At 45.0% G+C, this 10,911-nt stretch carries 19 protein-coding genes; 2 read left to right on the top strand and 17 right to left on the bottom strand.

The features are described from left to right. Positions 1-40: 40 nt before the first annotated feature. Positions 41-1,270: a phage head morphogenesis protein gene (locus tag CRENPOLYSF2_RS02245; protein ID WP_087142341.1), complete on the bottom strand. Its 1,230-nt coding sequence runs from the start codon at positions 1,268-1,270 to the stop codon at positions 41-43. A gap of 63 nt (positions 1,271-1,333) precedes the next feature. Here CRENPOLYSF2_RS02245 and CRENPOLYSF2_RS02250 point away from each other — a divergent pair, with 63 nt between their 5' ends. Further along, positions 1,334-1,600: a hypothetical protein gene (locus CRENPOLYSF2_RS02250; protein WP_087142342.1), complete on the top strand. Its 267-nt coding sequence runs from the start codon at positions 1,334-1,336 to the stop codon at positions 1,598-1,600. A gap of 67 nt (positions 1,601-1,667) precedes the next feature. On the opposite strand, the gene CRENPOLYSF2_RS02255 is transcribed toward CRENPOLYSF2_RS02250, so the two are convergent. The 16 genes from CRENPOLYSF2_RS02255 to CRENPOLYSF2_RS02330 all read right to left on the bottom strand — a co-directional run bounded on the left by CRENPOLYSF2_RS02255 (position 1,668) and on the right by CRENPOLYSF2_RS02330 (position 10,457). Further along, positions 1,668-3,164 (bottom strand): phage portal protein family protein, encoded by a 1,497-nt coding sequence (locus tag CRENPOLYSF2_RS02255; RefSeq protein WP_176371005.1) that lies wholly within the window; start codon positions 3,162-3,164, stop codon positions 1,668-1,670. Further along, positions 3,164-4,402: a PBSX family phage terminase large subunit gene (locus CRENPOLYSF2_RS02260; protein ID WP_087142344.1), complete on the bottom strand. Its 1,239-nt coding sequence runs from the start codon at positions 4,400-4,402 to the stop codon at positions 3,164-3,166. The genes CRENPOLYSF2_RS02255 and CRENPOLYSF2_RS02260 overlap by 1 nt, the downstream gene beginning before the upstream one ends. After that, positions 4,368-4,634 carry a hypothetical protein gene (locus CRENPOLYSF2_RS02265; protein WP_087142345.1) on the bottom strand — a complete coding sequence of 89 codons (267 nt, stop codon included), beginning with the start codon at positions 4,632-4,634 and terminating at the stop codon, positions 4,368-4,370. Before CRENPOLYSF2_RS02265 ends, CRENPOLYSF2_RS02260 begins: the two co-directional genes overlap by 35 nt. Beyond that, on the bottom strand, positions 4,634-5,278 hold the full coding sequence (locus CRENPOLYSF2_RS02270; protein ID WP_087142346.1) for a glycoside hydrolase family 19 protein: 645 nt from the start codon (positions 5,276-5,278) through the stop codon (positions 4,634-4,636). Before CRENPOLYSF2_RS02270 ends, CRENPOLYSF2_RS02265 begins: the two co-directional genes overlap by 1 nt. Beyond that, positions 5,275-5,583, bottom strand: coding sequence for a phage holin family protein (locus CRENPOLYSF2_RS02275; RefSeq protein ID WP_087142347.1), 309 nt, complete (start codon positions 5,581-5,583; stop codon positions 5,275-5,277). The genes CRENPOLYSF2_RS02270 and CRENPOLYSF2_RS02275 overlap by 4 nt, the downstream gene beginning before the upstream one ends. 71 nt (positions 5,584-5,654) lie before the next feature. Next, positions 5,655-5,966: a hypothetical protein gene (locus CRENPOLYSF2_RS02280; RefSeq protein ID WP_087142348.1), complete on the bottom strand. Its 312-nt coding sequence runs from the start codon at positions 5,964-5,966 to the stop codon at positions 5,655-5,657. Continuing rightward, entirely contained in the window at positions 5,963-6,265 is a 303-nt protein-coding gene (locus CRENPOLYSF2_RS02285; protein ID WP_087142349.1) for a hypothetical protein, read from the bottom strand. The genes CRENPOLYSF2_RS02280 and CRENPOLYSF2_RS02285 overlap by 4 nt, the downstream gene beginning before the upstream one ends. Positions 6,266-6,273: 8 nt before the next feature. Further along, positions 6,274-6,690: a DUF6378 domain-containing protein gene (locus CRENPOLYSF2_RS02290; protein WP_217884050.1), complete on the bottom strand. Its 417-nt coding sequence runs from the start codon at positions 6,688-6,690 to the stop codon at positions 6,274-6,276. Between the two features lies 1 nt (position 6,691). Then, complete coding sequence (locus CRENPOLYSF2_RS02295; protein ID WP_087142350.1) at positions 6,692-7,057, bottom strand: hypothetical protein; 366 nt, start codon at positions 7,055-7,057, stop codon at positions 6,692-6,694. Beyond that, positions 7,054-7,236, bottom strand: coding sequence for a hypothetical protein (locus CRENPOLYSF2_RS02300; RefSeq protein WP_087142351.1), 183 nt, complete (start codon positions 7,234-7,236; stop codon positions 7,054-7,056). Before CRENPOLYSF2_RS02300 ends, CRENPOLYSF2_RS02295 begins: the two co-directional genes overlap by 4 nt. Before the next feature lie 11 nt (positions 7,237-7,247). Next, a complete protein-coding gene (locus CRENPOLYSF2_RS02305) occupies positions 7,248-7,649 on the bottom strand; it encodes a single-stranded DNA-binding protein (protein WP_087142352.1) in 402 nt (133 codons plus the stop codon). Beyond that, positions 7,646-8,419: a hypothetical protein gene (locus CRENPOLYSF2_RS02310; protein ID WP_087142353.1), complete on the bottom strand. Its 774-nt coding sequence runs from the start codon at positions 8,417-8,419 to the stop codon at positions 7,646-7,648. The genes CRENPOLYSF2_RS02305 and CRENPOLYSF2_RS02310 overlap by 4 nt, the downstream gene beginning before the upstream one ends. Then, positions 8,419-9,324 (bottom strand): hypothetical protein, encoded by a 906-nt coding sequence (locus CRENPOLYSF2_RS18725; RefSeq protein WP_087142354.1) that lies wholly within the window; start codon positions 9,322-9,324, stop codon positions 8,419-8,421. Before CRENPOLYSF2_RS18725 ends, CRENPOLYSF2_RS02310 begins: the two co-directional genes overlap by 1 nt. Before the next feature lie 380 nt (positions 9,325-9,704). Continuing rightward, positions 9,705-9,884 (bottom strand): hypothetical protein, encoded by a 180-nt coding sequence (locus CRENPOLYSF2_RS18435; RefSeq protein ID WP_140396768.1) that lies wholly within the window; start codon positions 9,882-9,884, stop codon positions 9,705-9,707. Between the two features lie 56 nt (positions 9,885-9,940). Further along, positions 9,941-10,138, bottom strand: coding sequence for a hypothetical protein (locus tag CRENPOLYSF2_RS18440; RefSeq protein WP_140396769.1), 198 nt, complete (start codon positions 10,136-10,138; stop codon positions 9,941-9,943). 127 nt (positions 10,139-10,265) lie between these two features. Further along, a complete protein-coding gene (locus CRENPOLYSF2_RS02330) occupies positions 10,266-10,457 on the bottom strand; it encodes a helix-turn-helix domain-containing protein (RefSeq protein WP_140396770.1) in 192 nt (63 codons plus the stop codon). Between the two features lie 91 nt (positions 10,458-10,548). On the opposite strand from CRENPOLYSF2_RS02330, the gene CRENPOLYSF2_RS02335 reads away from it, so the two are divergent. Next, on the top strand, positions 10,549-10,911 hold a 363-nt coding region (locus CRENPOLYSF2_RS02335; RefSeq protein WP_140396771.1), incomplete at its 3' end, for a helix-turn-helix domain-containing protein.

A 10,911-nucleotide genomic window follows, 5' to 3' on the forward strand; every position in this document is an offset into this window, starting at 1 on the left:
TTCGTTTACAAAAACGAAAATTATATGACATTTCATTGGCTTATTTTTTTGTCATGTACAGAGTAAAATTGTATACTGCATCATAGTAAGCATGACCAGATAACATAATTTCTTTCTGATACTGAGAAGCTATGCCAATATTTTGCATAAAATCAGTATATGTTCGTCTTGATAACCATTGGTGAATGCCTTCGATTATCAACAAGGAATTTGCTCTTTTTGGGAAAACAGAATGCTGTGCCCTGCTGTGCATAATTTCATGCCATAAAGTTTCAACAGCATATTCTTCATTAAACGTTAACTTATCGCCTGTTTTAGCTTTTTCAAATGCCTTGGTTAAATCGATCATTGGGTTAAATCCGCTAACCAGCTTATCTGCATTTGACACATAAAATGCACCCTTGTGGTAAGCCATAAATAAATCAGCCCTTTCCACAGTGAATATTCCGCTGAATCCATCAGGAAACCAATCAGGGTTTTTACCAGCTAATTCATTCATTATTTTTTGAACAGGAATGAATGATTCGGTATTGAGTATTTTCATATCGTCGTGAACTATTTTTCTATCAAATGCCGATAATAGCACAGGACTCACCTTACCCTGCCGCGCCGCCACCGCCCGTTCCACACCCCCAAACACATCCTGCCCAGGGTTATAATCCCAGCCTTTATCGGGTTTCATCTTCTCCACATCAACGGGTTTATTTAAGCCTTGCGGATTACCGTTTTTATCCGCTCTCGACCGATTTTGTGCCTGTTGTTCTGATAACGACACCAACCGACACCGGCAGTTATAGCCACAACTGGGGGCGTGGACATTCCAAAACGCATCACCCACGGGGCGAATAATGCCATCCAACGCCAAATGGGCCGGTCTTACCCGTGTGTCGTTGATTGCGTCGTACAGTAAATACGGTCTACTGGCTTTAAACGCTCCAAACTTTTGCCAGCGGCCACGGTTAAAAGCATTTTGAATATTGGTACGATAGATATTTTCCAGGCGGTATGCAGGCAGGTTTAATGTGCCGTCTTTCAGTACCCTATTTTTCCAAGCGCCTAAAGTTTCACCGTTTTCTAATGCCTTGGTTAACGAATCCAGCACCGATTGCAGCTGATCGACACTGGCTAAACCGGCCACACTAAACGCCAGTTGCCGTGCTATGCCTTGCAGTTTGCCGTAATATACGTCCGGCAATACTATGCCGCGATCACGTATCGCCTTAATCGCTTCAGGGAATGTAACAAGTCCCACAGATATTGGGCTAGCCATTAGAAGATTCCCCTTATGTTAAGCTTTGGTTTCCACAACAAAACCTTAAAAAGGGAATCTAAAATGAACCAAAACACCATTAATGATAACGTACAGGAACGGCTTCGTGATCTTGAAGCAGAAAAAGAAATCACTGCCGCATTCCTTTTTGCATTAATTTCCACACACCCAAACCTTGTATCGCTAAAGAAAAGCTTCCTAGCAGCAAGCGAAACCTTAATAGCAACCGGTAACACCAAGGCGGTACCGGATTCATGGATTCGGCAACAAGTAGACTACCAGCAATTGCTTTGTCAGTGGATCGATCACAATATTGATAAAGCAAATTAAATTCATCTTCTTTCATATTAACCCCAAACATAATTTTTAATCTGTTAGCCTGCTAAATATTAGTAGGCTAGCCATTGACATACCCCATTACATCCGCTGCAAACAATGCCCGTTCCAATACCGTTCTAAACTCATCCGGTTGTGTGGTGGCTAACACAGTGGCTAATCGGTTGGCTAAATCATCGGGGCTACTGGCCGCTTTAATCACCGATGAAATGAGTTCGTATTGCACCGGATTACCGCCTTTGTCCACCGCTGTTTTAATCAATTCCTCAATCACTTGTTGTTCGGGGGTAAACGTAGGATTTGCTACGGCTAAGTGCATAGCACCGGCTACCAATCCTGTGCCAGACACGGGTTTATCCGCCGGTACCGCACTGGCCATTTTCAAAATAGGCTCGCCGTCTACCGCATAAGGAATCTTTAATTTGGTATGCGCATAACTTTCAGGAATTTGCACACCGGCTGCCACCAAACGGGGAATGGCCTCGGCATACAGCTTTAAATCTTCCTGTTCGCTGGTGTCAAACGCAAAGGCAGGACGAATGCTTAAACCGTTTAAAGCAACAATTGCACCCAACAATTGCTTGGTTAATGTGGCTGATAACTGCTTGGCATCGTTGTTTCTTATTTTTAACCGCACATCGTCATGCACGGCAGCGGTGGCATAATTGCCATTTCTGCCCGAATCACTGGTTAATGTGCCGCCTAAAATGGCCTTGCTGATGCTCCGTTCTGCCCAATCGATTAGCTCTTTAAAAGCCAAACCGTCCCCGTTGGTCATCGGCACGGTTTTTAAATCTTCTGGCAAGCCGCCTTGCAACATGGCCACCCCGTTTTGCCCCATATTTTCTAACGCCCGGTACAGCTCTTTTTTAACCAGCGGGTCGGTTTCGTGGTGAATTAATACCCGAATGGGTACACCGTACAATTCACAAAAGCGTAACCAGTTTTTGGTAGCAAAGTTTTTAAACAAGTAAGGCAAGACTAATGCCCTGTACAGCCCTTGCGTGGCGGGTGAACCGGTTTTGCTGCTGTGTTCGTGCATAATCCAGCCGTAGGGCATTAATTCTTCACCTTCATGGCTGGTATTATTGCGTAAGCGCAATTGCCTACGGGTCTCAATATCTACGGTAAACCAGCGTTGTGGCCTGTGGGTGATGCTTTTGGGTAGCCATAAATCAGTGGTTTTGTGCCATTCTATTTCTAACCCTGCAAAGCCGTAGCCAATGGCGTTGGCCATATCAAACACCAGCGTATTCACATCCAGCGTGTCTCTTAAACGGGTTTCTAGTTGAGCAATGGCTTTTTTCTCGGTGGCTTTGGCATCATCGGGCGGCATTAACGACCAATCCAACTCTGATACCGCCATTTTGCGTTTGGTTATTTCGGCATAAATATGGGCATCGCGCTCTTCCATGTCGGCGAATAAATCGGCTTGCTGTCGAATATAGCCGCGTTCTGCATTGGTCAGTATCGACAAAATAGCATCTACGCTGGTAGCGGGAATATGCGTGGCCGATTCTAAATGTAAAAGCGGGTTAATTGTGTTATTTAAAGCCATTACCATACCCCTATAGAGGATTGTTGAGTGGTTATCTGTTGTGAGCCATTGCCGCGTTTCATGATGGGCTCTAGGCTATAGCGAATGGAGTCATAAACGTGGTTGTTGGCATCGACTAACACCGGCAATACATCCCCCGATAATCTATCGACTTTGTAAGACCACAGCCGTGCTTCGTTAATGGCATTTTTACAACGCGGGTGAATAATAATCTTGTCGTAGCCGCGTAAATTAGCCACGCCATCTTCTACACTGCCTTTACCTTTTACTGCACCACGGATATTAAAACCCTGACGGCGCATGTAGCTGATGGTTTCTGGCCGTGCATTGTCCGCCCAAATCACATGCCGTCTTATGCTAGGAATGCTGTCGAACAGTGCCGGTAAATGATCGATCTCAACACCCGCGCCGTAGGCTTCATATTCCACATACAGTACATTTTTATGAATCCAGCATTTGGTGACGGCTGTCGGGTCAACTGAAAAGCCCCAGTCCGCACCAAAGTAAGCGCCATCCCAGTCTGGTAACGGCTCAAACTCGGCGATTTCATATTTACCTTTTAGCACCTGTGCATCGCTAATCGCCAGGTAACGGCCATCCCAAATATGACCATACAACGCTGGGTCTAAATTACGATAATCACGCAACCGCTCGGCCTCTAAGGTGGCCGGAAACCACGGGTTATCGGTGTAATTGATTTCAGCAATCAGCATGTCGTCATCAATATGCTTACGAAAGCGCCGGTCTACCGGGCTGTTATCGGTGCGGGGGTTCCACACCACCCAGATTTCCGCCTTGGGTGATCTTATCGTGGGAATCAAATCTATCCAGGAGGATTCCGGCACGTCTTCGGCTTCTTCCACAATGCACAAATCAATCTTCGCCATCGATTTAATCGACGAAATATTGTGCCGTAGCCCCTTAAAAATAAATTCGGTGCCGTTTTTGCCAGAGATGTACGACTCACCAATGGCGTAATGTGCCAATAACCACGGCACAGCTTTAATGGCATTGGCTAATTCCGCATGGAAGGATTCCCGAATGGACACCTGTAATTCGCGGGTACACAAAATGCGTAAGTTTTCTGAATAGCCCCACACTGCCGCCATCGTGGCAAAGTTTTGTGATTTACCACTGCCACGCCCACCGTAAGCCCCCCGATAGCGCACGCTGCCGCGCGGCGCTGCAAACACCGGCCATAATTTATCCGGTACGTTTATCTGTGCTAATCCCGACAATTTCTATTCTCGTAGGCATGGATACGTTAATGGGTTTGCCGTCTTCACCCAATTGTTCAAATTGTTGCGGGGCAAAGTAGCCTTGTATTTTGCACATGAGCTCTATGGCTTTCATTTTTTCCAGCGTGCGTGATGACGGACTACGTGCCGCGCCGGTGAGTATTTTTAACAGATCGTCTCGGCTGGCAATATCAAGGTCTGGGATCTGATTAAATAATTCTTCTTGTTCCATTAATGAGGAGGTAATAGCAGGGCAGCATATTTGGCGGTGAGTATTTTTCTTTCAGCCAGGTGATTGGGCAGAATTTTGGTACTGACAGTGCCCAAATTAATCAGCCGAGAGACATTAAGCACATACGAATCATCCACCCGCTGGCAATACTGAAACACATTATGAGTGGCAAAATAAAACAGGGCGCTGCTAAAAAAATGCTCTTCATTCGATACACAATCCGGCGAGGTATTCTCCGGTAATTGTGCCCATTTAAAATACGCCTGATAATTGTTTTTTCCGGTGAGTTGAATACCACCACGGCCACGGTACTTCCAGCCGTCACCACTGGCTTCGTTGCCGTTACCCATGCGATTGGCATACACCCTGTTGGCAATTTGTTGTTGTTGACGGGCATAATTTCTAGCACTGGCTTCGTCAAAATAGCGCCAGAATATTTTTCTAAGACCTTGTACCGAATAGTTTAGGTTTTCCTGGTTGACTTTAAAGCCGCTACTTTCATGATGAATTTGTGCTAAAAAATGCACCAGATAGACGGTTTCAGTAATACCCACTGACACACCAATAGCCAGCGCCGTGTCTTTATTGACAATGCCATTAATCGGTAAGTTGTGTGCGGCCTGAAAAGCTTTAATCATAATCATAGGGCTTTAATTTTGCGTTCAATAATACGTTCTATTAAAAACAGTAACCGCGTGGACATATGGCCACACACACCACCTAAAGACACGGATAATCCAATAGGCACTTCCAGCGTATTGAGCGCCATAAAGGCAATCAGTGACACAAAGCCGGAGGTGACAATGTCTAAAATTAAGGCATACGCACTGAGCTTTTTATCTTTCATTTGAGGAGAGCTAAAAAACTTTAACGCACCGCCCACCACACCAATACCAAAGCCTAATAACCAGGTGGCTAAATCCCATGCCATTGGGTCTTTATCAATCATAAAACCTATCGCTCACAGTAAAAATGTGCTCAGTGTGCGGCACTTTTGTGGCCATTAATATGTGACAAATGTCACTTTTTCACACAAATACGAATAATTTGCCGAAAACTCAGCTGAAATTTTTGGGCCAGTTCAACAATGCGCCGTCCTTGTCGTCGTTCGTTAATAATAATTTCATTACGCAGACGGCGGCATTTGGGGATATATACGGCCTCGTGGTTAAAATAGGCACACAGTAAATACCAGCTTTTTGGGGTGATATTTATATCGCGTGGCTTTGGGTTTTTTAATGATAAATTCACCACGGTTCCGCCCAGTTGACTAAAAATAATGCACGCGTCAAAATCACCAATCAGCGCAATAATGTCATCGCGGGTACTCATTCGTGGGTTATTTTATGGAAGGCAATACGCTCTATTTTTCCTGTTGAAAATCGGTTAATGTCCAGCGCATAGCCGAGTAAGGGCACATACACCGGCTTGGCTTTTTTGGGGGCATAATACTTTTTTTGATGTCTTTTGCAGCCACACGATTTAACTTTGCCAAGTAGCATAACGGAGTTAACGATGACCCTTTTTTTACCGCATTCACAGGTATACCAGCGGGATTTTCCATAGCTGTTTTCAGTGATATTACCCGCCGTAAAACTCCAGAACACATCGCCGGTTTTTATGTCTGTCATGCTGTTTTTTACTTTAAGGTGTCGGCAATCAGCGTGCTATAACCCGCTACATCTACCCAGGAATCTTTGTATTCAGGGTCGCCGTTTAAGATTCTGGCCAGTTTGTGTGCCATCATTTCCAACGCTTCTTTTTTGTCATTGCTCAGCGCCTCCCAGCGCCGTGTTTTACGCATGGTTTCTTTAATGTTTTGCGCAATATTGGCATGTACCGAAAAGTTGCCATAGCGTGCCCCGCGCTCACTTAAGGTTTTTCTAATGTCAGTATGGCGACGGTTTTCTTCATTCATGCGGTTAATGTCCTGTTGTAATTTGCTGATCAATGTAGGGGGTAAGTCATCGTCAATACGCGGGTGAATATCCGTTAAAGGCATGGTGGGGGCGCTCCACAAATTAATGGGGGGGAATAGAGGGGATGGCCAGCGCATGTTAATCACTCGCTCTACGCATTTCACCCGCACCAAACGCCTCTAAATTTATGCGTACACCCAACAGCGGAATGTAGGTTTTTTCTTGCTCATAGCCTGCTTTATTTTTCATTTTTTGCTGTGATGTCGCATTCACTTTTTGGGTTAATGACGTGAATTTTTTACAACCACACGATTTAACCCTAAACCCACCGGCGCGGTTAAAATACCCATCGGGGTAAAACTTGTGTGTACCACACACGCAGGTGTAAAGCCGTCTGCCTTTGCTGTGGGGGTTAACGTGTACTTTTTCACCTGCTGTTAAAAACCCAAATACATCACCGGTTTTTATTTCAAACAGGGGCGGGTTGTAAGGATCGTAGCTCATGCCGTCCCCTTTGCACGCGCGGTGTTCTGGTCTTTCAGTTGCTGGGTTAAACGCATAATAGCCGAGCAGCTGGGCCTGGCATCGCGGTGTTCTTTTTTCATGCGATTATGTCCGCACACGGGACAGTTAAGCAGGTCTTTAGCCGGTATCATGCGCTTGGCCTTGGGTGTCTGTAACATGTTTTGCTCCGTCAAAACGGGATGCCATCGTCGAAATTGTCATGCGGTGGTTGTGGTGGTTTTTGCGGCGCTGCCACGGGGGCTTTTTGTGCCGTGTCGGCCTTCTTGCCCACCAAATCCAAAACCGTGGCGTTAAGCTCCCACAGCGTCTTTTTTTCACCATCCCTTGTCGTGTACTCGCCTTGCGACAATTCACCACTCACAAACGCTTGTTGGCCTTTTTTGAGGTAGTTAACCAGCTCACCTTCAGCACGTTTGCCCCACACATTCACCCGCACCCAGTTGGTCTTCTGTTTGTCGCCATAGCCCACTTGGTTGGCCATAGACACCACCAGCACCGCTACGCCCGACGGGGTATATTTCACTTCGGCATCTTTGCCGACTGTGCCGATGAAGCTGAAAATGTTGCTCATGAGGCAGCCTTAGCCTGGATAGCAGCCAGTTGTTCCGCCCGTTTTTGCTCAAAAGCCAAGCAATCTGCTTCACGCTGAGCAATGCCATCGCTGACCTGGTCGTTTTCGGTTTTTGTTGTTTTCAGGAAGGTGTTGTTTTTGAGCTGATCTAGCATCTGTTTGCTTTTTTCAGATGGGTTAACAATCTTGCCGTTTTCGGTAGCCAGCCGGATGCCGTTGAGTAATTTTTGCACCACCACGGGGGTGGGCAATTCCAGGTGCTTGTGTTCGGGTAATAACCCCTGATCGACAGCGGCGTTAATCACCGATGCACGTCCACTTGCGTCATGCCCCAGCGATACTTCCCAGACAATCGGTGGCTGAAAACTTACCAGGCGTTCGTAAACCGACCGAAAAGCCATTCGCATCGGGTTGGTATTTTTTACATCCCAAGCCGCCATAGTTTCACTTCTTGCCGCTTGCATGACGGTGGTTAACACCACGGTTACCCGCTCATCCATCGCCATCAGCACTTTCACCCAGGCTTCGTCTGCACTGGGGTGCTTGGGTTGTTTGCTGGTAATAATTTCCACAATGTCGGCCACTGTGGGGGCAAATTTGTTTTGCTTGCGGTGTATGGACAGGGCTTTTTTAACCCAGTCAAGCGGGTAGTCGGTTAGATCATCGAAAACAATGCTCATTGCCGAAGGCGATAAAACCTTGCCGTTTGCCGACACGTCGTTGGTGGTTGCCCACAGCTCACTAAAATTTACAAAATCATGATGTTGCATTAAAATACCCTCTCACCGTCGATGGTGCTTGTATTGTTTATGTCTTGGTTTAGCGGTGTGTACACGTATACCGGATGCTGTACCGGTTGTTTTAGCCCTGGTCTGCTTGTCACAGATACGGGGCTTTTTTGTGCGTTTCCGATAAATCTGTCAATATTTTCTGGCTTCAAAATCACATGTAGACCATCATAAATCTGTTTATTTTCATTGGCTCCCATGTTGTGTGGTGTCATCGAACAGCCGATTATTGCGGTTTTTATGTCGTCAACCGAGTATCCCGATTTCATTACATCAGAAATTAATTTTCTGTGCTTGTCGCTTAGGTTTGACCGTGGATGGTTCATTACGGACTTCCAATTTTCATAAATTTCACTGTACGCGGCATGTTGGTCGGGATTATTACCCCTCTCGTCCAGGCTGTCGATTTTCACGCGGCGCGTTCCCATTGTTTCGCCTCTAACGACGCTACCACCTCCGTTGTGGACAATAGTCTTTTTTTCTTTATTTTTTTCTTTATTTATTTCTTTATCTTTATCTTTATCTTTCTCTTCTTTATATATCTCTTGCTTGTAAGTTACTTGCAAGTTTTTTGTATGATTATCTTTATGTTTTAATAACTTAGGGATTTTGACAGTTATATCGTCAGCGTCTCGACAGACAATCATCAGACCAACGTCAGAGCAACATGAAGACAAGTACAGCCATTTTTTTGACGTGATGTTTGTCTGACGACCCCATCTCGATAAGCTGTAAGTCACCTCAGTACAATCCGAGGCATCCATATTTTCGGCAACTATCTCCAACGTTTTAAAGTAAAAACCATATCCTTCTAATCCGGCTTTGTCCTCTAATCTGGCTAAACGCTCATCATTTCTTGCTGTCGATAAGTGCTTAAACCATTTCATTAGTGCATCCCATTTCTGTTTATTGAAGTGGATGCGTCCTGCCTTTTGCAAAAAGTGGGTTCTCTATTTTCTCTAAAATTTATTTTGCGCCAGCACGTAGCGCAAAAATACCGTATCGCATGATCTGCATTTTCAGTGCAATCACAGGCCGAAACCATGATCGTTATAAGCTGGCCAAGACTAAAATGGCTATGAAAATTATCAATGATCGATTGTTCAAATGACCGGCTTAACTGCAAGCCAGGGTAGTAAATCTGGAAGGTTTCGTTGATTTCAATCAAGTCGCCTATGATGTGATCTGTGTTCATTCTGTTACTCCGGTAACCCGACCTAAAAATATTGTGGAAACACGGTCGGAGTGCGTGCTTGTCGAGTGCCCTCTATCCACAACTTTCATCGTTTCCCTTCTTTTCAAATTTACTGCAATAACGTGGTACATCCAGCCAGTGGACTAAGCCGCCCAATGCTTTAAATGCCCTGTCTTTTGCAGCCTCACTCGGCTTACCTGCCAAGAATTCTTCATAAGGCACACAATGCCCTATGCCTTGCCCAAATCCCACGGTATCGCGCTTAAAATGGCCGCATTTACCACAGGTGATTGGGGTTATAAAATTAATTACCGTCTACCCTCTGTAGACACTGTGGGTCTATCCGTTGCACGACGCTTGCGATTAAAATCTTTTGCAGTGGTGTTAAAGCAATATCGTGCTGCCGCTGAACTGGATAATCGGTGTGCGGTTGCAATACGCTGCAATTCGGCGTACTCAGCATCGTTTACATAAACCACTACCTTAATGTCTCTATTGCTTTGCATATCTGTTCTCGTTAAAAAAAGCCAGAATGCACTGGCTATAGAGGGACGGCGGTAAAAACAACAAGCGCATTGCTGAGTTTCTTGGGTTAGTTTTCATGGCTTAGCTGAAAATGTCGGGGCGCTAATGTCATATAAGATCAATTGCTTTAACAGCACCATTTGTCTCTTTTTCAATAACATCCCAAAGAGTTCTTTTTGGGTGTCGCGTACCATTAGCCCATGATCTAACTGTAGATTCGGCAACATTAAGAGATTTAGCCATTTCTCTTCTGGCCTCGGCTCTTTTAGTATGTAAATTAATGTATTCATGTATTTTCATGCGCTAAAGATACATTATGTATCCATAAAAAGCAATGATAAATACATTTTGTGGCGTTGTTTAATTTGATACTTTATGTATCATTAACATTATGAAATGGTATGAAAAAGCAAAAAATATAATGAAAGATACCGGTATTACTCAGACTGAGTTGATACCCGTTTTTAATGTGAAGACTCGTGGCGCTGTTGGGCATTATTTAACAGGGAGACGGGAGCCTACAGGCGCACAATTAAAAGCCCTTTCAAGCAAATTAAACTGTTCACTAGATTTATTATTAACTGATAAAGCTGAAACTCTGCATGTTGATAGTACATATCCAATAGAAGCAATGGAGTTTTTCAGAATATGGGAAAGCCTAACTCCTGAAAATCGCGCCACTCTTCGCGCACTAGGTCACGCACTCATGGGCGTGACCAACCCAACCCAACCCAACCCAACCCAACCCAACCCG

The sequence above is a fragment of the Crenothrix polyspora genome (genome assembly GCF_900163755.1).
Classification (GTDB): Bacteria; Pseudomonadota; Gammaproteobacteria; order Methylococcales; family Methylomonadaceae; genus Crenothrix; species Crenothrix polyspora.

Coding starts and splice junctions, on each gene's coding strand:
- CRENPOLYSF2_RS02255 (WP_176371005.1), bottom strand. CDS start 3,164: ATGGCTTTAAATAACACAATTAACCCGCTTTTACATTTAGAATCGGCC.
- CRENPOLYSF2_RS18725 (WP_087142354.1), bottom strand. CDS start 9,324: ATGAAATGGTTTAAGCACTTATCGACAGCAAGAAATGATGAGCGTTTA.
- CRENPOLYSF2_RS02280 (WP_087142348.1), bottom strand. CDS start 5,966: ATGAGTACCCGCGATGACATTATTGCGCTGATTGGTGATTTTGACGCG.
- CRENPOLYSF2_RS02295 (WP_087142350.1), bottom strand. CDS start 7,057: ATGAGCTACGATCCTTACAACCCGCCCCTGTTTGAAATAAAAACCGGT.
- CRENPOLYSF2_RS02270 (WP_087142346.1), bottom strand. CDS start 5,278: ATGATTATGATTAAAGCTTTTCAGGCCGCACACAACTTACCGATTAAT.
- CRENPOLYSF2_RS02275 (WP_087142347.1), bottom strand. CDS start 5,583: ATGATTGATAAAGACCCAATGGCATGGGATTTAGCCACCTGGTTATTA.
- CRENPOLYSF2_RS02305 (WP_087142352.1), bottom strand. CDS start 7,649: ATGAGCAACATTTTCAGCTTCATCGGCACAGTCGGCAAAGATGCCGAA.
- CRENPOLYSF2_RS02310 (WP_087142353.1), bottom strand. CDS start 8,419: ATGCAACATCATGATTTTGTAAATTTTAGTGAGCTGTGGGCAACCACC.
- CRENPOLYSF2_RS02330 (WP_140396770.1), bottom strand. CDS start 10,457: ATGAAAATACATGAATACATTAATTTACATACTAAAAGAGCCGAGGCC.
- CRENPOLYSF2_RS02300 (WP_087142351.1), bottom strand. CDS start 7,236: ATGTTACAGACACCCAAGGCCAAGCGCATGATACCGGCTAAAGACCTG.
- CRENPOLYSF2_RS18440 (WP_140396769.1), bottom strand. CDS start 10,138: ATGCAAAGCAATAGAGACATTAAGGTAGTGGTTTATGTAAACGATGCT.
- CRENPOLYSF2_RS02250 (WP_087142342.1), top strand. CDS start 1,334: ATGAACCAAAACACCATTAATGATAACGTACAGGAACGGCTTCGTGAT.
- CRENPOLYSF2_RS02265 (WP_087142345.1), bottom strand. CDS start 4,634: ATGGAACAAGAAGAATTATTTAATCAGATCCCAGACCTTGATATTGCC.
- CRENPOLYSF2_RS02290 (WP_217884050.1), bottom strand. CDS start 6,690: ATGCGCTGGCCATCCCCTCTATTCCCCCCCATTAATTTGTGGAGCGCC.
- CRENPOLYSF2_RS02245 (WP_087142341.1), bottom strand. CDS start 1,270: ATGGCTAGCCCAATATCTGTGGGACTTGTTACATTCCCTGAAGCGATT.
- CRENPOLYSF2_RS02285 (WP_087142349.1), bottom strand. CDS start 6,265: ATGACAGACATAAAAACCGGCGATGTGTTCTGGAGTTTTACGGCGGGT.